This window comes from Bradyrhizobium sp. LMTR 3 (assembly GCF_001693485.1).
GTDB lineage: Bacteria > Pseudomonadota > Alphaproteobacteria > Rhizobiales > Xanthobacteraceae > Bradyrhizobium.
This window is the reverse complement of record NZ_MAXC01000033.1, coordinates 251,223-269,176: the sequence shown is the minus strand read 5'-3', so window position 1 is coordinate 269,176 and position 17,954 is coordinate 251,223. Positions and strand designations below refer to the sequence as shown.

Here is a 17,954-nt window from a genome sequence, read left to right as displayed (position 1 = left end):
CAGCTCGTCTCGTCGCCCACTGGCGCTAAACGCTGGCGGCGGCAAACGCGCCGGCGTTAGCAAGCAGCTCTTTCAACTGCGGAGCCGGCAGCAACTCCAGCGGCGGCCGGAGGCGTTGCCATCCGGCATGGCCGGTTCGCTGCGCAACCAGAGCCTTCAGCGATGCCATCTGCGCAAAACGTGAGACAAGCTCGCGTGCCTTCACGATGCGCGCCTGCGCCGCCGCGAGCCCGGCGTCATCGTCGCTGTCGCGGAAGTGCCGATAGACATAGGCAAGATCGCGCGCGACGAGGTTGGAGGTAGCGGTGATGCATCCCGCGCCTCCCTTGCGCAACAGCGGCAGGAGCAGCGGATCCGCGCCGGCCAGCACCGCAAAGCCCGGAAAGCGCTCCACCATCGCAGTCATATTGGCGAAGTCGCCGGAGGAATCCTTGATGCCGACGAAGGTCGCCGGATAGGCCGCGCGCAGCCGCTCGATCAGCGCATGCGAGATCGGCTGCATCGACATCTGGGGAATATGATAGAGCACGATCTTGAGCCGCGCATCGCCAAGCCGCTGCACGACTTCGCTGTAGGACGCATAGACGCCGTCATCGGTGACGCCCTTGTAATAGAACGGCGGCAGCATCACCACGGTATCGACGCTGAGCGAAAGCGCGTGACGCGTCAGCGCAATGGTATCGCTGAGCGCTGCGACGCCGGTTCCGGGCAGCAGCCGGTTCGGCGCGATGCCGTCCTGCACGACCGCCTCGAGCAGCGCCGTGCGTTCGCCGACCGAGAAGGAGTTGGCTTCGCCGGTGGTGCCGAGCATCGCGATGCCGTCACAGCCCTCGCTCAGGATATAGCGGCAATGCGCGACAAAACGCGCGTGATCGGGAGCGAGCTCGGCGTCAAGCGGGGTCAGCGCCGCACTGAACACGCCACGAGGGTGCAGGGATGATGTCGACAAAGTTCCTCCGATCGCCCGAATGCCATTGTTCGGATTGCGAACATTTGTTATATAGTCTGCACTCTCCTAGAACCGGACCGGCGCGGCCGTCAAGGGCTGCCGGGCCAATGTTCAAGCGGGCATTGACGAGATGGCGAAGAACTCAAAGCGCGTGCCGACCACCGCGCCGCAGAATCCAAAGAACTACGTCGCCTCCGTCGGCAAGGCCTTCGCGGTCCTGCAAGGTTTTTCCAGCGACGCCTTCGAGCTGACGCTGAGCGAGATTGCCGCGCGCGCCAATCTCGATCGCGGCACGGCGTTCCGCCTGATCCAGACCCTGGTTGAACTCGGCTATCTCCAACCCGTTCCGCAGAGCCGCCGGTTCAGGCTCGGCGTTGCATGCCTCGATCTCGGCTACACGGTGCTGTCAGGCGGGACGCTGCGCGCATTGGCCGAGCCGTTGCTGCGCGGCCTCGTGCCGTCGGTGAGCGACGCGGCCTCGCTCGGCGCCCTCGACGGAGGCGACGTGATTTATCTCGCTCGCGTCGGCACCGGCCTCGACCGGCACAAGATGGACCGGCGGCCCGGCACGCGCATTCCGGCTTACAGCGCCGCCCTCGGCCATATCCTGCTGGCACATCTGCCGCGGGACGAGCAGATCCGCCGGCTGGAATTGCGGCCACGCATCAAATTATCCGAGAAAACCCTGACGGATCTCGATGCCTTGCTCGACCGGCTTGATCTCGTCAAGCAGCAGGGCCACGCGATCTCCGACGGCGAAAACGCTTACGGTCTCCGCACGCTGGCGGCGCCGGTCTTCGATGCGCAGGGCTCGGTGACCGCCGGGCTAAGCGTCACGGTGGATGCGACGCGCATGGACATGGCTGCGTTCCGCGACCAGGCGCTTCCCCAATTGATGCGTGTCGCCACCGTCGTGCAAGACCTCGCGATCAAATCCGGGCTCTCGAACTAGCGCTTCAGCCGCTCGCGCACCATTCCGTGCTAGGTCGCTGTCGCCGGGCGTTGCGAAGCCGCGCGTCCCGCGGTCTTGCGCCGCCATTTCTCCAGCGACAGCGGCAGCTCTTCCGCCGCCTCGACCCGGTTACGGCCGCCGCGCTTGGCCTGATAGAGCGCGGTATCGGCCGCCGCCAGCAGCACTTCGAGCTCGGTGCCCGCCGGACCGCCGGCAACGCCGATGCTGACGGTGGTGTCGACCGGGCCTTCCTCGCAGACGATGTTGGACGCCTCGAACGCCTCGCGCACGCGCTCGGCCACGATCACGCCCTCTTCCAGCGGACACGCCAACAATGCCGCGAACTCCTCGCCGCCGATGCGCCCCGACAGATCGCTGATGCGCAAATTGCTGACCACGACAGTGGAGAACAATTTGAGGATCTCGTCGCCCGCGGGATGGCCGAAGCGGTCGTTGATGCTCTTGAAATGGTCGATGTCGAAAATCATCACCGTCACCGGCCGCCCCGCGGCGGCCTCGCGTTCGATCACGCCGTTGCAGGCTTCCGAAAAGCCGCGGCGGTTCAGCATTCCGCTCAACGGATCGACCGAGGCCGCGGTCTTGTGCACCGTCACGGCGCGATCCGATACCAGCATGAAGATCACGAACACGGTGCCGATCGCATACAAGATCAGTTCGATCGAGAATGCCGTCACCCAGATGCTGCTGGCAAATGACTCGTCATGCGGGCGCAGCAGGCTGCCGAGCAGGATCGGCAGCGCCAGCACGCAACCATGCATTACGGGCACGGCGATCGCGGGCCAGCGCTTGTTCATCGTCCGGCGCCGTTCGCTCCACAATTCGGAAGCCGTCAGCCCCGCGTAGATCGCGACGATCGCCGCACCGACGACCAGCCGCATGGCGGGATTCAAGGATGGCAGAGCCAGCACCGTGCCGACCCAGGCGATCGCGCCTAGGGAAAGCCCCGGCAGGTTGGGCTTGCGGCCGTGGAATACGCGCGCGGCGTTCCAGACCATGCCGCAGGCCACGAAACCAAGCGCATGCAGCGCCAGCAACAGCGGCTCGCCGAGTGTGGCGCCGCCGATGGTCCAGATTGCCACCGACGATGCGCCAAGCAGATAGGCCGTCCCCCACCACTTCAAGGCTGGAATGTTTTCCTGCTTGCCGAACAGCACCAGCATCGCCCCGAGCATGCCTGCGACCATCGTGGCAAATAAATACAGCGTGGAAGTATCGAACGACATGGGCTCACCCGAACGCGTGTGATGCTACTTGTTCGGCGCACACTGAAAATGCAATTTCGCGCCATCGCATCAGGGGACACTAGGAGGGCCGTGTTCCAATTTCGTTTGTGCAGGTAAGCAAGTTTTCACGAAAATCCGTGGTAACCCATCACTAAATAGTAAGCAAAAAGGGCGCCGATCGGCGCCCTTTTTTCGTCCGATGAATGCAGCAATCCGCTGCAAATTTTAGCGAAGCAACTAGCGCTTCGAGAACTGGAACGACTTGCGCGCTTTCGCCCGGCCGTACTTCTTGCGCTCCACGGTGCGGGAGTCGCGGGTCAGGAAGCCGCCCTTCTTCAGCACGCCGCGCAGATCGGGCTCGAAGTTGGTCAGCGCCTTCGAGATGCCGTGACGCACGGCACCCGCCTGGCCCGACAGACCACCGCCGGCGACCGTGCAGATGACGTCGTACTGGCCGGCACGCGCGGCCGCGACCAGCGGCTGCTGGATCAGCATGCGCAGCACCGGACGGGCGAAGTAAACCTCGACTTCGCGGGTGTTGACCATGATCTTGCCGGCGCCCGGCTTGATCCAGACGCGGGCGACCGCGTCCTTGCGCTTGCCGGTGGCATAGGCGCGGCCGTATTTGTCGACCTTCTTGACGTATTTCGGCGCTTCCGGAGCGGCCGTCTTCAACGACGCCAACTGGTCGAGCGACTGCATGGTATCCGACATCTTATGCGGCCCTCATGTTCTTGCGGTTCATCGAAGCGATATCAACTTTCTCGGGCTGCTGGGCTTCATGCGGATGTTCGGCGCCGGGGTAGACGCGCAGATTGCCCATCTGCACGCGTCCGAGCGGACCGCGCGGGATCATGCGCTCGATGGCCTTCTCGACCACGCGCTCGGGGAAGCGTCCCTCGAGGACCTGTTTCGCGGTGCGCTCCTTGATGCCGCCGATGAAGCCGGTGTGCTTGTAATAGACCTTGTTGTCGCGCTTGCGACCGGTCAGCACCACATGCGCCGCGTTGATGATGATGACGTTGTCGCCGCAATCGACATGCGGGGTATAGGTGGGCAGATGTTTGCCGCGCAGGCGCATCGAGACGAGGGTGGCGAGACGGCCGACCACCAGACCTTTGGCGTCGATCAAGACCCACTTCTTCGTCACCTCGGCGGGCTTTGCCGAATAGGTTTTCATGTGAGGAAATCCGTGAAAATGGAAATCGGCGCCAGATGCGCCGAACTGGCGGGTTTCTAGAGAACAGCGCGCTGCCAGTCAACGCCAATGTTTACAAATTACATCAACGAAAACAGCAGCTTGTAAATATGGTGTAATACTACCTTTCAAAAGCCTATTTGTTTGGAATGGAATAGGTCGCCGTCACATGGGCGATCGGATCGGGCGACGAGCCTGACAGCAGGTTGACCTCGCCAACCGCCAGCCGCTTGCCGAGTTTTAGCAGGCGGGCCGCGGCCAATACGTCCTGTCCCGGCTGGCCCTTGCGCAGGAAATTGATGTTGAGATTGGTCGTTACCGCGAGCCCCACCGGACCGATCGCCGAGAGCAGCACCACATACATCGCAAAATCGGCCATCGCCATCAGGGTCGGCCCCGACACGGTGCCGCCTGGACGCAGCATGCGCTCGTCATAGCGCCGCCGCAGCAGGCAGGTCTCGCCGTCGGCACTCTCGATGGTGATATCGCCATCGCTGAAGGCTTGCGGAAACTCCTCGCGGAGGAACTTCTCCAGCTCAGCCACGCTCATTTTCGCTGCCGCCATGCGACCCCTGCCCCTCGATTAAGGCTGCCTGTTACATTACGTTGTCAGCAAAGCCAAAATGAAAAATCTTGGAGTGGAAACCTCAGAGATGCCCGCCCAAACTGCTCGCGCACCCACGCCGCAACCCCCGATCCTGCTGCAGGAAAATGTCGGCAGCATCCGGGTGCTCACGCTCAACCGGCCGGCGGCGCGCAATAGCCTGTCGGAGGGCCTGATCGCCGAGTTGCACGGCGCGCTGAAGGAAATCCACGACGACAACAGCGTCCGCGCCGTTGTCATCGCAGCTAACGGCCCGGCGTTCTCCGCGGGCCACGACATGAAGGAACTGACCGCGCGCCGCAGCGATCCCGATCGTGGCCGCGCCTATTTCGGGCAGATCATGAACGCCTGCAGCGCGATGATGCAGGCTGTCGTCCACCTGCCGAAACCCGTCGTCGCCGCCGTGCAAGGCATCGCGACCGCCGCCGGCTGCCAGTTGGTGGCGAGCTGCGATCTCGCGGTCGCCTCCGAGGCTGCCGGCTTCGCGACCCCTGGCGTCGATATCGGGCTGTTCTGCTCGACGCCGATGGTGGCACTGTCGCGCAACATCCCGCGCAAGCAGGCGATGGAGATGCTGCTCACGGGTGAACCGATTTCGGCGACGACGGCGAAGAATATCGGCCTCATCAACCGCGTCGTGGCCGCCGGCACCGAGCGCGATGCGGCGATCGCGCTGGCGCAGAAAGTCGCGCTCAAATCCGCCTATACCGTCAAGCTCGGCAAGGAGGCTTTCTATCGCCAGGCCGAAATGAGTCTCGCCGAGGCCTATCGATACACGGCGGAAGTGATGACCGAGAACATGATGGCGCGCGACGCCGAGGAAGGCATCGGCGCGTTCATCGAGAAGCGTGAGCCAAAGTGGCAGGATAAGTGACGACGCAAAGCGTCGTCATTCCGGGGCTCGCGAAGCGAGAACCCGGAATCTCGGGATTCCGGGTTCGATGCTACGCATCGCCCCGGAATGACAGGAATTGAAAATGAACCACGACGCATACGACGACAATTACATCCGCAGCATCCTCAACTCCGTGAAATCGATCGCGATGGTCGGGGCCTCGCCGGTCAATGTGCGGCCGAGCTACTTCGCGTTCAAATACCTGGCGCAGCGTGGCTACGACATGATTCCGGTCAACCCCGGTCATGTCGGAAAGCAGCTACTCGGCAAGCCCTTCGTCGCCTCGCTGTCCGATATCGGCCGTCCCGTCGACATGATCGACATCTTTCGCAGCTCCAGCCACATCATGCCTGTCGTCGACGAGGCCCTGACATTGTCGCCGTTGCCAAGAGTGATCTGGATGCAGCTCGGCGCGCGTGACGATGCAGCCGCCGAAAAAGCCGAAGCCGCCGGCATCAAGGTGGTGATGAACCGCTGCCCGAAGATCGAGTATGGTCGGCTGTCGTCGGAGATTTCATGGATGGGCGTCAATTCGCGCACGCTGAGCTCCAAGCGCGCGCCGATCCCGACGCAGGGCATGCGGCTGTCGCTGAACCGGATGAGCGTCGGCGGCGGGGCAACGGCAGCATCGGATCGCGCCGCAAAGAACAAAAGCGAGCCGACGTGAAGCAATGAGAAACAATTATTTCGAAGACGCGGCCTGACGAAGCAGGCCCGTTTCCAATCCGCTGCATGTGAACGCCTCGCCTTGACGGCGGACGCGGCTGCGATCAGCATCACCCACGCATTTCAAGCAAGCCAGAGAACAGGACGAAGAAGAATGACCGACCGTCTCCCGGGATTTTCAACCCTTGCCGTGCATGCCGGCGCGCAGCCCGATCCCACCACCGGCGCGCGGGTGACGCCGATCTATCAAACCACGTCCTTCGTGTTCAACGATGCCGACCATGCCGCCTCGCTGTTCGGGCTGCAGGCGTTCGGCAACATCTATACCCGCATCGGCAATCCCACGACCGCCGTGCTGGAAGAGCGCATCGCGGCGCTGGAAGGCGGCACCGCAGCCCTTGCGGTTGCCTCGGGACACGCGGCGCAAGTCGTCGTGCTGCAGCAATTGCTGATGCCGGGCGACGAGTTCATCGCCGCGCGAAAACTCTATGGCGGCTCGATCAACCAGTTCACGCATGCGTTCAAGAGCTTTGGCTGGAACGTGGCGTGGGCCGACCCCGACGATATCGGCAGTTTCGAGCGCACGGTGACGCCGCGCACCAAGGCGATCTTCATCGAGTCGATCGCCAACCCCGCCGGCAGCATCACCGACATCGAAGCGATCGCGGAAGTGGCCCGCAAGGCCGGCGTGCCGCTGATCGTCGACAACACGCTGGCAACGCCATATTTGATCCGCCCGATCGATCACGGCGCCGACATCGTCGTGCACTCGCTGACGAAATTCTTGGGCGGCCATGGCAATTCGCTCGGCGGCATCATCGTCGATGCCGGCACCTTCGACTGGTCGAAGGACAACAAATATCCGATGCTCAACGAGCCGCGGCCGGAATATCACGGCATCAGGATCCAGGAGACGTTTGGCAATTTCGCCTTCGCGATCGCCTGCCGCGTGCTGGGCCTGCGCGATCTCGGCCCGGCGCTGTCGCCTTTCAACGCCTTCATGATACTGACCGGCATCGAGACGCTGCCGTTGCGCATGCAGAAGCATTGCGAGAATGCCAAGGCGGTCGCCGAATTTCTGGCCGGCCATTCCGCGGTAGCCTCGGTGAACTATGCGGGCCTCGCCAGCGACAGGTACAACAAGCTCGCGCGCAAATACGCGCCGAAGGGCGCCGGTGCCGTATTCACCTTCAGCCTCAGGGGCGGCTACGACGCCGGCGTCAGCCTGGTATCGAACCTGAAGCTGTTCTCGCATCTGGCCAATGTCGGCGACACCCGCTCGCTGGTGATTCACCCGGCCTCGACCACGCACAGCCAGCTCGACGACGACGCCAAGGTGAGATCCGGCGCGGGGCCCGATGTGGTGCGCCTGTCGATCGGCATCGAGGACAAGGAAGATTTGATCGCGGATCTGGAGCAGGCGCTGAGCGTGTAACAGCAGTCATTCCGGGGCGATGCGTAGCATCGAACTATGGTGCGCGATTGCGCACCTGAGAATCTCGAGATTCCGGGTCTGGTACTTTCGCACCATCCCGGAATGACGCATTCACCAAAGCATCACAAGCCTCTCGTTAACGGTCATTCCGGCATAAAGTCGCGGTGACCCGCCCCCGAGTGATTCGGAGCCAACCATGCTGCGCTGGACGATGTCATTGCTGATTGCAACGTTCGCGATCGGAACCGCTGTCGCCGCCGACGGCCCCGCCGCCACCAAGCGCGCCGCGGTTCGTGCCGCCAGCAATTTGCCGCCTGGCCTGCCCAGAGCCCATTACAATTACAGAACCACGGTCGCCCCGGCCGCATCACTCTACGTGCGGCGCGGCCGCCAACTGGTGGTCGTCGCGGAAGAAGAGCCCGAAGTGCTGATCAGGCCGGTGGGAGTGGTGCCCTACGTGCCGCTGATCAGGGGCACGCCATTGCTGCCCGGGTCGTCGACGCTGCCCGGCTATTACGGAACCAGCCATTCCTACAGCTATGACGGCCCCTACTATGGCGGCCCCTATACACCCTACTGGGCTCGCCTGCCCTATGCCTGCGGCGTGTACGGATATTGCTAACGGCGCATCAGAGACGGAGACGGACAACAGAGGTGGCAGGGGCATTGAAGAAAGACAGGGCAACAGGTTCTGCCAACGCGATCACGGCGGATCTGGTCGCCGTCCTCGTCGCCGTCACCGAGGGCGAGCCCAAGATCATGACCATCGCCAACGACGGCGCGTTGCCGAGCGGCCCGTTCGAATTCGCGCACCGTTCGCTGCAGACGGGATTGCGGGCTTGGGTCGAGGCACAGACCGGCCATCCGCTCGGCTATGTCGAGCAGCTCTACACGTTTGCCGATCGTGGGCGCGCCGGAGATGCCAAGTCGCCGCATTCGATCTCGATCAGCTATCTGGGCCTGACTCGCGAAGACAAGGTCGGCCAGGGTTTTGAGGCGCACTGGTCCGGCTGGTACGAATATTTCCCATGGGAGGATCAGCGGGCCGGCCTCCCCGCTTCACTGGCGAAGACGTTGGCGTCGCGGCTGCGGGCGTGGGCGAAATCCGCTGAGAACACCGGCCTGCAGCGCCAACGCTGGCAGCGCGCCGCCATCACGTTTGGCCTCGACGATCGCGAATGGAACGAGGAGCTGGTGCTGCAGCGCTATGAGCTGCTCTATGAAGCAGGCTTGATCCCGGAAGCGGTGCGTGACGGCGCAGCCGCCACGACCGTCATTCCGGGTAAGCCAATGACCGGAGATCATCGCCGCATTCTTGCTACCGGGATTGCGCGCCTGCGCGCCAAGATCAAATACCGCCCCGTGGTGTTCGAACTGATGCCGGCCGAATTCACCCTGCTGCAACTGCAACGCAGCGTTGAGGCGCTTGCAGGCCGCCTGCTGCATAAGCAGAATTTTCGGCGCCTGATCGAGCAGCAGCAACTCGTTGAGGAAACTGGCGCAATCGCCGCCGACACCGTCGGCCGTCCCGCCAAATTGTTCAGATTCCGCCACGGCGTGCTGGCAGAGCGGGCGATCGCCGGAACCAAACTTCCCTTATCGCGCACTTGACTTCGATTATGCTCAGGATAAGGATAAGCCAGGATATACTCATGGAGAGTATAAATGGCCAATCTCAGTTCCTCAGCGCTCGCCCGCACCGCACCGCTTTACGATCGGGTCAAACGGGTCATTCCGCCGCCTGAATGGGCCATCTTTGCCGAGGATGTCGACGCCATTCTGGCGCTCAAGCGCGAGCGCAACGCCGTCGTCCTGGCGCACAACTATCAGACACCTGAAATCTTCCACGGTGTAGCCGACATCGTCGGCGACAGCCTGCTGCTGGCGCGCGAGGCCACCAAAGTTGATGCCGACATCATCGTGCTGGCCGGCGTGCACTTCATGGCCGAGACGGCCAAGCTGTTGAATCCGGAAAAGACCGTGCTGATCCCCGACCTCGCAGCCGGCTGTTCGCTGGCGGATTCCATCACCGCGCAGGATGTCCGGCTGATGCGCCAGCGTTATCCCGGCGTTCCCGTCGTCACCTATGTCAACACCTCGGTCGCGGTGAAGGCGGAATCCGACATCTGCTGCACCTCCGGCAACGCGCTCAAGGTCGTGGAGTCACTCGGCGTGGAGCGGGTAATCATGCTGCCGGATGAATATCTGGCGCAGAACATCGCCGCGCAGACAAGCGTGAAGATCATCGCATGGAAGGGCCATTGCGAGGTGCACGAGCTCTTCACGGCCTCCGACGTCCGGCAACTGCGCGAAAATCATCCTGATGTGACCATCCTGGCGCATCCGGAGTGCCCGCCCGAAGTGGTGGCGGAAGCCGATTTCTCCGGCTCCACGGCCGCGATGTCGGATTACGTCGGCAAGCAGCGGCCGCCTCGCGTCGTGCTGCTGACGGAATGCTCGATGAGCGACAACGTCGCGGTGCTCCATCCCGACGTGGAGTTCATCCGGCCCTGCAATCTCTGTCCGCACATGAAGCGGATCACACTGAAGAATATCCGCCATGCGCTGGAAACCGGCCGAGACGAGGTGACGATCGATCCTGCGATCGCTGCGCCCGCCCGTCGCGCGGTGGAAAGGATGTTGGCGCTATGAGCCCGAAGATTTCAGCGCTTAACCACCGTCCCGTCATCATCGGCGGCGGCGCCGCCGGACTGATGACGGCGCTTCAGATGGCGCCCGAGCCGGTCGCGTTGCTGTCGAAGGCACCGCTCGGCGCGGAAGCCTCGAGCCTGTGGGCACAGGGCGGGCTTGCGGCGGCGATGGGCGAGGATGACGACCCTGCCCTGCACCTGGCCGACACGATCGCCGCTGGCGCCGACCTGTGCGACGAAGCCGTCGCTCACCGGATCGTTCAGGCGGCGCCTGCGGCCGTCGAACATCTCGCACGGCTTGGCGTTGCCTTCGATCGTCGGCCCGATGGCGGCTGGCGGCTCGGCCTGGAGGCCGTACACGGCCGCAACCGGATCGTGCACGCGACCGGCGACGGCACGGGCCGCGAGATCATGCGCGCGCTGATTGCAGCGGTACGCCGCTGTCCGTCGGTCACGCTGCTGGAGGGCGTCGAGGCGCGCAGCCTGATCGTCGAGGATCACGCCATCAGGGGCGTGCTCGCGGTGAACGCGCAGGGATCGCTGGTGATCGACACGACCCGCATCGTGCTGGCGACGGGCGGCATCGGCGGACTGTTCCTCGACAGTACCAACCCCGCCGGCTGTTACGGCCAAGGCCTTGACTTGGCGGCGCGCGCGGGCGCGCGGCTCGCCGATCTCGAATTCATCCAGTTTCACCCGACCGCCTTCGACGGGCCGTCGCGCCCGATGCCGCTCGTGACCGAGGCCGTGCGCGGCGACGGCGCCGTCCTGATCGACGATACCGGGCAGCGCTTCATGGCGGATCAGCCAGGTGCCGAACTCGCGCCCCGTGACATTGTCGCGCGCGCGGTCTGGCGCCGCCGCGCGGAAGGGCATCACGTTTTCCTCGACGCACGCAAACATCCGGGAGCGGAATTTGCAGAACGCTATCCCGTCATCTCCGCGTTCTGCAAAATGGCCGGGATCGATCCCGCGGTCGATCCGATTCCGGTGAGGCCGGCGGTGCACTACCACATGGGCGGTATCGCCGTGGACATCGAAGGCCGCAGCAGCGTGGACGGCCTCTGGGCCTGCGGCGAGGTCAGCCGTACCGGACTCCATGGCGCCAACCGGCTCGCCAGCAATTCGCTGATGGAAGCCATCGTCTGTGCGCAATGGGTTGCAGAGAGCGTCACGGGCGCGAGCCACGGCCCGCTGAAAGCGCGCGTGGCCAGCGCACCTGCGCCCGCGTCCGATCCTTCGGCCATACGGCCGATCCTGTCGCAGGGCCTTGGCGTGCTCCGCGACCGGCACGGCATCGAGCGCGCGATCCGCAGCCTCTATCCGCTCGTCAACGGCAGAAGTGCGGCAGCCGATCCCGCGCTGGTGGGATTGATGATCGCGGTCGCCGCCTGGCGGCGCGAGGAAAGCCGCGGCGGGCATTTTCGCACCGACTTCCCCGATGTCCTGCCTTCGGCCATATCCTCATCCATCTCGCTTGCGGACGCGCTCGAGGCCGCGCGCGACATTGCTGCAGCCGGATCTCTGTCTGTTGGGAGTGCCCAGCCGTGACACCAACCCCGCTTCTGCCTGTCGTGTACGAGCCGCTGGTTCGAACCGCCCTGCTCGAAGACTTGGGCCGCGCCGGCGACATCACGGCAGATGCGATCGTTCCGGCGGACAAGCGCGCCTCGCTGGTGCTGCGCGCACGCCAGCCCGGCGTGGTGGCCGGGCTCGACATCGCGCGCTGTGCATTTCAGCTCGTCAATCCTGCGATCCAACTCGAGGCGGAACACCCTGACGGCAGCGTGGTGGCGCCGGGAGACGTGATCGCCGCGATCGAGGGGCCGGCACGCGGACTATTGACCGGCGAACGGACGGCGCTGAATTTTCTCTGCCACCTCAGCGGCGTCGCGACCGCCACGGCCTCCCTGGTATCGGCCGCGCAAGGCACCAAGGCGCGCATCGTCTGTACCCGCAAGACGACGCCCGGGCTGCGCGCGCTGGAAAAATACGCAGTCCGCGCCGGCGGTGGCAGCAATCACCGTTTTGGCCTCGACGACGCCATTCTGATCAAGGACAACCATATCGCATTGGCCGGCGATATCAGGACCGCGATCGGGCGGGCAAAGGCGCATGCCGGCCACCTCGTCAAGATCGAGGTCGAGGTCGACACCCTGGCGCAACTCGAACAGGCCCTTGCGATCGGCGTGGATGCCGTCCTGCTCGACAACATGACGGTCGAGGAGCTGCGACAGGCGGTGGCGATGACCGGCGGTCGGGCGATCACCGAAGCCTCCGGCCGCATTACGGCCGAGACGGCAAAAGCGATCGCCGCGACCGGTGTCGACCTGATTTCCGCCGGCTGGCTGACCCACAGCTCGGCCGCGCTGGATATCGGGCTCGACTATCTCGGACTCAATCGGCAGGCAGCGTAGTTGCGATGAATTACTCGGCCGCGCGCATAGCGGCTTTGTCCTCGCGCATCAGGCGGTTGTTGCGCTGGACCACCGAATAGCTCGCCAGCGCAAACAGGATCACGAGGCCCTGGATCGACAGCGCTTCCATGGAAGGATTCAGGCCGATCGCGGTCAGAAACGCCGAGCCCTTCACCTCGGTTACCGTGATGATCGCCTGTTCCTGGAACTCCTGCACCGCCTCACCGATGAACTTGATCGCCATCACGAACAGGAACGCCGAGGTGACGATGAACAGCGGCCGCAGCGGAAGCTTTCGCGCAATCAGGTTGATGAAATAGAACAGCACGGCGAGGCCCACCGTCGCGGCGGCAAGGCCGGCGAACAGGCCAGCGCTCCAGCCGCCCTCGGTCTTCGCCAGCGCATGGATGAACAGCACGGTCTCGGCGCCCTCCCGGAACACCGCGAGGAAAGCCAGCGCGCCGACCGCCCACACCGTGTCCTGCGACAGCGCGCGGTCGGCTTTATGCGCGAGATAATCCTGCCAGCCGCGCGGGTCCTGTTTCACCATCAGCCAGCCGCTGACATAGAGCATCAGGGCGGCGGCGACGAGAATGATGACGCCCTCGAGGACATCGCTGTGATCGCCGGAGTTGAGCACCGCAAACAGCCAGGCGGCGACCAAGCTGGCGCCGACCGCGGCTAGCGCGCCGCCGTACAGCGCCTGAATGCGGTGGGCGGCACCGGCCTTGGTCAGGTAGCCCGCGAGTGCCGCTATCACCAGCATGGCTTCGAGCCCCTCGCGGAGCAGGATGATTGCGGCCTGGATGAAAGCTGACGACATGAAACTGAACCTTTGTTTTGGCTCGTTTTATCGTCCAAACGATTCAAGTAAAGCGGTCGCACGCCACCCAAATGCATCAAGGCCTTTGCGTAGCAAGAAACCCCTGCAATTCGGGCACTTCCGGCAATGACAGCAGATTAGAATTGCTCAATTTCAGCCAGGCTGCCCGAGCGGCATCACCAGCTTCTGCTGGTCGCGCTCGGTGCGCCGCGCAACCAGACGCTCTGTCTGCAAAACCGCCAGCGTCAGGACCACGATCGCAACGGCCTGATGCGCCAGCGCGAGATCGATCGGCACCTGATGCAGCAGCGTCAGAATGCCGAGCCCGGCCTGCAGCGCGATCGCCGCCGCCAGAGACCAGGCCCCGCCGACCACGGCAACACCGGCCCGTGACCGCACGCTATCGACCGCATGAAGGACCGCCAGCGCCAACAGCGCGTAGGCGGTCATGCGGTGTTCGAACTGCACAGTGAGCGTGTTGTCGAACAAGTTGCGCCACCACGGCTCCTCGAAGAACAGCCGCGCCGCTGATGGAATGAAGGCGCCATCGATCTCGGGCCAGGTGTTGTACACCCGTCCCGCGCGCAGGCCCGCGACCAGCGCGCCGAAATAGAGCTGCAAGAAAGTCAATCCCAGCAAGGCCACAGCGGTTATCTTCAGTCGTGGCGCCGCCACAGGCTGCGGACGTGCGCTCATCCGCCTTAGCGTCCAGATGATCGACGCAAAGATGATCAGCGCCAGCACCAGATGCGTCGCCAGACGATACTGGGACACCTCCGTCCGCTGCGAGAGACCAGAGGCGACCATCCACCAGCCGACCGCGCCCTGCAGCGCGCCGAGGCCGAAGATCAGCCACAACCGCTTTTTCAATTCAGCGCTGAACGCGCCACGCCACAGAAAGTACAGGAACGGCAGCAGATAGACCGCACCGATCACGCGCCCGAGCAGGCGATGGCTCCATTCCCACCAGAAGATGGTCTTGAACTCGGCAAGGCTCATGCCGGCGTTGAGTTCGCGGTATTGCGGAATGGCCTTGTAGCCCTCGAACGCCTGCGCCCATTGCGCCTCGTTGAGCGGCGGCAGCGTGCCGGTAACCGGCTTCCACTCCACGATCGACAATCCGGATTCCGTCAAGCGCGTGGCGCCGCCGACCAGCACCATGACCGCAATCAGCGTGGCAACCACGATCAGCCACCACCTGATGGCGCCGGCATGTGGGGCCTGCTGTGCGGAACTAGAGGTCATAAACCCGTCTTGAAATCCGTCCTGGCTCGCCTCGAAGGCGCGCTTGATTGAATTGGCGCGCCCCTTATAGTCCGCCCCTTCCCGCGCGCAACCCGCCACGAGCCTGATATATCCGCCATGACGATACGCACCCGCAAATTCTTCGGAACCCTCGCTTTGCTCGTGCTGGTCGTGGTGTGGTCGCTGTTGGGCATGACCATCGCCCAGACGCCGTGGCTGGCCAGTTCAGGCCTGCTGCAGGCGATCTTCTATGTCGTGGCCGGGCTTGGATGGGTGCTGCCGGCGATGCCGATCGTGAGCTGGATGTCGCGGCCCGATCGCGCCGCTTAGTAATTTTGAGCATGATCTTTTCGGAAAACCGGTACCCACTTTTCCGGATCATGCTCTAGACCCAGTTGTCCCGGGTCGGCCTGACCGCGGGAAACATCATCCCCGACAGCAACACCCGCATCGTGCGCAACGAACCCTGCCGCCCGTCCCAGGCGATCCGCGGCAATGCATGCAGATTCGTGTATCCTTTGGCCTCGACGACGCCTGGAATCGTCGATACGGCGCTGGCGAAACCTGCCTCCTGCGCCATCACGACATGCTCCCGGCGCCAGGATTGCCGGTCGCCGAACGGATAGGCGAAATGCCTGACGGGCTGGCGCAAGGCGGTCTCCGCAACCGCCTTGCCCATCGTCATTTCGCGCTGCGCGTCCGTCCCTTTCAGGTTGGACAGTGCGGAATAGTTCACCGTTGCGCTGCCGATCGTCACCAACGGATCGGAGGCGAGCTTGGCCAGATCGTCCCAATCCAGTGAGGCCGCGCGCGACAGCGCCGCGAGATCGACGGAGTAGCGCGTGCAGAGGTCGTGGATCGCGAACGAAAGATCCGGCGGCGGCAGCATCCGCATCCAGCTCGCCAGAAATTCGAACGTGTCATGCTTCTCGGACGTGCTGCCCGTTGCGAAACGCCGCTCCCTGCGGTCGATCACCAGGCTGATGCGATCCTCGCGCGCGATCATCTCTTCCAGCGCCAGCCACCAGGCTTCGCCGAGCCCATCCGGAAACGCGGTGGGCAGGTAGACGGTGAAGGGCACGCCGTGCTTTGACAACACCGGATAGGCCTCCGTGATGACATCCTTGCAGCCGCCGTCGAAGGTCAGGCAGGCAAACCGGTTCGACCTTGGCAGCGTGACCGCCCGCCGGCACACCTCGTCCATCGTGATCAGGTCGAAGTTCCAGCGCTTTAGTGCACGGATCGTCCGGTCGAGAAATTGCGGCGTGATTTCACGCCACCGGTTGGGCTGAAAGGTGCGGGAATCGCACGGACGCACGCGCTCGAACCGCAAAATGACGCCGGCGCCACCGCTCCGCCGCTGCTTCAGCCTGAAGTAGCCGCTGAAATAGGCGAGCTCCATCCAGGCCCGCCGCAAAATTCCGAAATCCGACGCCAACGTACCGCCCTCAGCATGCGGTCGCGCTGCCCGTCGCGCCCGCATCGTATTACCCTTTGTTGACATTTCCCTGCGAAGGTCGGCCAAAGCCGAAATTGTAAACAAATTCATATAACACGGGCTCTGCGATGACCATGGCTGCCGCGATCGAAGACCGGACGGCGGATGCAGATGGGTGGTCGAAGGCGAGCCGCATCGCCGGGATCGACATCGTCCACGACCTCGCCGCGGCGGAAGGCGTCTGGCGCAATCTGGAAGGCGCGCAAACCTTCTTCACGCCGTATCAGCGCTTCGACTTCCTCAGCTCCTGGCAGCGGCAGGTCGGCGCGCGCGAAGGCCTCGTTCCCTTCATCGTGATTGCCTACGACGCGGAACGCCGTCCGCTGGCGCTGCTTCCGCTCGCGCTCAGGCACGCTTATGGCGCGCGCTGCGCCAGTTTCATGGGCGGCAAGCATTCCACCTTCAACATGGCGCTGTTCGACCGCGATTTCGCCGCAAGCGTAACGCAAGCTGATCTCGAAAGCCTGATCTCGGCGATATCGCAGCGGTCGGAAGCCGACGTCCTCGCGCTGCACCAGCAACCGGTTCGCTGGCGCGATCTACCTAATCCGTTCGCCTTGCTGCCGCATCAGCCGTCGGCCAATGATTGCCCGCTATTGGCGATCGAGCCTGGCGCCGCTCCCCCCGCGCTGATCAGCAACTCGTTCCGGCGCCGCCTCAAGGGCAAGGAACGCAAGCTGCAGTCCCTGCCCGGCTATCGCAGCCATATTGCGTCGTCAGAGGCCGACATCACCCGGCTGCTCGACTGGTTCTTCCGCGTCAAGCCGCTGCGGATGGCCGAGCAGAAGCTCCCGAATGTGTTCGCCGATCCCGGCATCGAGGAATTCGTCCGCAGCGCCTGCGCCGCGCCGCTCGGCGGCGGCAGGCACGCCATCGACATCCACGCGCTGGAATGCGACGAGGAAGTGATCGCGATCTTTGCCGGCGTCGCCGACGGGCATCGGTTCTCGATGATGTTCAACACCTACACGATGTCGGCGAATTCAAAGTACAGCCCCGGCCTGATCCTGATGCGCGACATCATCGATCACTATGCCGCACAGGGTTACCGCGCACTCGACCTCGGAATCGGATCGGACGACTACAAGCGGCTGTTCTGCAAGAGCGACGAGCCAATCTTCGACAGCTTCATCCCGCTCAGCCAGCGCGGCAAGCTTGCAGCCGGCATCATGTCGGGCCTCAACCGCACCAAGCGGCTGGTGAAGCACAATCCGGCGCTGCTGGAGATGGCGCAAAAGCTGCGCAGCGCGTTCAGCTAGATGTTATCATCGTAGGACTGTAGGGTGGGCAAAGCGAAGCGTGCCCACCATCCAAGTGCCCACCATTCAAGATGACGTCGTGAAACGGTGGGCACGGCGCTGACGCGCCTTTGCCCAC

General features: G+C 63.8%; 18 protein-coding genes and 1 pseudogene. 11 read left to right on the top strand and 8 right to left on the bottom strand.

Annotated elements, in window-relative coordinates; all coding sequences use genetic code 11:
- Window positions 1-25: 25 nt before the first annotated feature.
- Window positions 26-949 (bottom strand): dihydrodipicolinate synthase family protein, encoded by a 924-nt coding sequence (locus tag LMTR3_RS22080; protein WP_065747104.1) that lies wholly within the window; start codon window positions 947-949, stop codon window positions 26-28.
- A gap of 130 nt (window positions 950-1,079) precedes the next feature.
- Between LMTR3_RS22080 and LMTR3_RS22075 the strand changes: the two genes are divergently transcribed.
- Entirely contained in the window at window positions 1,080-1,901 is an 822-nt protein-coding gene (locus LMTR3_RS22075; protein ID WP_065747103.1) for an IclR family transcriptional regulator, read from the top strand.
- A gap of 29 nt (window positions 1,902-1,930) precedes the next feature.
- Here LMTR3_RS22075 and LMTR3_RS22070 read toward each other — a convergent pair whose 3' ends face one another.
- The 4 genes from LMTR3_RS22070 to LMTR3_RS22055 form a co-directional block, all read right to left on the bottom strand.
- Window positions 1,931-3,145, bottom strand: coding sequence for a GGDEF domain-containing protein (locus LMTR3_RS22070; RefSeq protein ID WP_065747102.1), 1,215 nt, complete (start codon window positions 3,143-3,145; stop codon window positions 1,931-1,933).
- Between the two features lie 237 nt (window positions 3,146-3,382).
- Entirely contained in the window at window positions 3,383-3,859 is a 477-nt protein-coding gene (gene rpsI / locus LMTR3_RS22065; RefSeq protein WP_065747101.1) for a 30S ribosomal protein S9, read from the bottom strand.
- 1 nt (window position 3,860) lies between these two features.
- Entirely contained in the window at window positions 3,861-4,325 is a 465-nt protein-coding gene (gene rplM, locus LMTR3_RS22060) for a 50S ribosomal protein L13 (protein ID WP_065747100.1), read from the bottom strand.
- A 154-nt stretch (window positions 4,326-4,479) separates the two neighbouring features.
- Complete coding sequence (locus LMTR3_RS22055; protein ID WP_065747099.1) at window positions 4,480-4,908, bottom strand: PaaI family thioesterase; 429 nt, start codon at window positions 4,906-4,908, stop codon at window positions 4,480-4,482.
- 88 nt (window positions 4,909-4,996) lie between these two features.
- Here LMTR3_RS22055 and LMTR3_RS22050 point away from each other — a divergent pair, with 88 nt between their 5' ends.
- The 8 genes from LMTR3_RS22050 (at window position 4,997) to nadC (ending at window position 13,011) form a co-directional block, all read left to right on the top strand.
- The gene (locus LMTR3_RS22050; RefSeq protein ID WP_065747098.1) at window positions 4,997-5,821 is read left to right on the top strand and encodes an enoyl-CoA hydratase; all 825 of its coding nucleotides are present in this window, start codon (window positions 4,997-4,999) and stop codon (window positions 5,819-5,821) included.
- A gap of 103 nt (window positions 5,822-5,924) precedes the next feature.
- A complete protein-coding gene (locus tag LMTR3_RS22045) occupies window positions 5,925-6,509 on the top strand; it encodes a CoA-binding protein (protein WP_065747097.1) in 585 nt (194 codons plus the stop codon).
- 153 nt (window positions 6,510-6,662) lie between these two features.
- Complete coding sequence (locus LMTR3_RS22040) at window positions 6,663-7,943, top strand: O-acetylhomoserine aminocarboxypropyltransferase (RefSeq protein ID WP_065747096.1); 1,281 nt, start codon at window positions 6,663-6,665, stop codon at window positions 7,941-7,943.
- Window positions 7,944-8,139: 196 nt separating this feature from the next.
- Complete coding sequence (locus LMTR3_RS22035) at window positions 8,140-8,565, top strand: hypothetical protein (protein WP_065747095.1); 426 nt, start codon at window positions 8,140-8,142, stop codon at window positions 8,563-8,565.
- Between the two features lie 44 nt (window positions 8,566-8,609).
- On the top strand, window positions 8,610-9,554 hold the full coding sequence (locus LMTR3_RS22030; RefSeq protein ID WP_502686663.1) for an NUDIX hydrolase: 945 nt from the start codon (window positions 8,610-8,612) through the stop codon (window positions 9,552-9,554).
- A 54-nt stretch (window positions 9,555-9,608) separates the two neighbouring features.
- Entirely contained in the window at window positions 9,609-10,595 is a 987-nt protein-coding gene (gene nadA / locus LMTR3_RS22025; protein WP_065747093.1) for a quinolinate synthase NadA, read from the top strand.
- On the top strand, window positions 10,592-12,145 hold the full coding sequence (locus LMTR3_RS22020) for an L-aspartate oxidase (protein ID WP_065747092.1): 1,554 nt from the start codon (window positions 10,592-10,594) through the stop codon (window positions 12,143-12,145). Before nadA ends, LMTR3_RS22020 begins: the two co-directional genes overlap by 4 nt.
- On the top strand, window positions 12,142-13,011 hold the full coding sequence (nadC, locus tag LMTR3_RS22015; protein WP_065747091.1) for a carboxylating nicotinate-nucleotide diphosphorylase: 870 nt from the start codon (window positions 12,142-12,144) through the stop codon (window positions 13,009-13,011). The genes LMTR3_RS22020 and nadC overlap by 4 nt, the downstream gene beginning before the upstream one ends.
- Before the next feature lie 10 nt (window positions 13,012-13,021).
- Here nadC and LMTR3_RS22010 read toward each other — a convergent pair.
- A pseudogene (locus LMTR3_RS22010) lies at window positions 13,022-13,837 on the bottom strand (FTR1 family iron permease); the annotation flags it as partial.
- A gap of 150 nt (window positions 13,838-13,987) precedes the next feature.
- A complete protein-coding gene (locus LMTR3_RS22005; RefSeq protein WP_065747363.1) occupies window positions 13,988-15,079 on the bottom strand; it encodes a COX15/CtaA family protein in 1,092 nt (363 codons plus the stop codon).
- 117 nt (window positions 15,080-15,196) lie between these two features.
- Between LMTR3_RS22005 and LMTR3_RS22000 the strand changes: the two genes are divergently transcribed.
- Window positions 15,197-15,409: a DUF2842 domain-containing protein gene (locus LMTR3_RS22000; RefSeq protein WP_057844248.1), complete on the top strand. Its 213-nt coding sequence runs from the start codon at window positions 15,197-15,199 to the stop codon at window positions 15,407-15,409.
- A 55-nt stretch (window positions 15,410-15,464) separates the two neighbouring features.
- On the opposite strand, the gene LMTR3_RS21995 is transcribed toward LMTR3_RS22000, so the two are convergent.
- Complete coding sequence (locus tag LMTR3_RS21995) at window positions 15,465-16,517, bottom strand: polysaccharide deacetylase family protein (protein WP_065747362.1); 1,053 nt, start codon at window positions 16,515-16,517, stop codon at window positions 15,465-15,467.
- Window positions 16,518-16,645: 128 nt separating this feature from the next.
- Here LMTR3_RS21995 and LMTR3_RS21990 point away from each other — a divergent pair, with 128 nt between their 5' ends.
- The gene (locus LMTR3_RS21990) at window positions 16,646-17,836 is read left to right on the top strand and encodes a GNAT family N-acetyltransferase (RefSeq protein WP_065747089.1); all 1,191 of its coding nucleotides are present in this window, start codon (window positions 16,646-16,648) and stop codon (window positions 17,834-17,836) included.
- The last annotated feature ends 118 nt before the right edge of the window (window positions 17,837-17,954 follow it).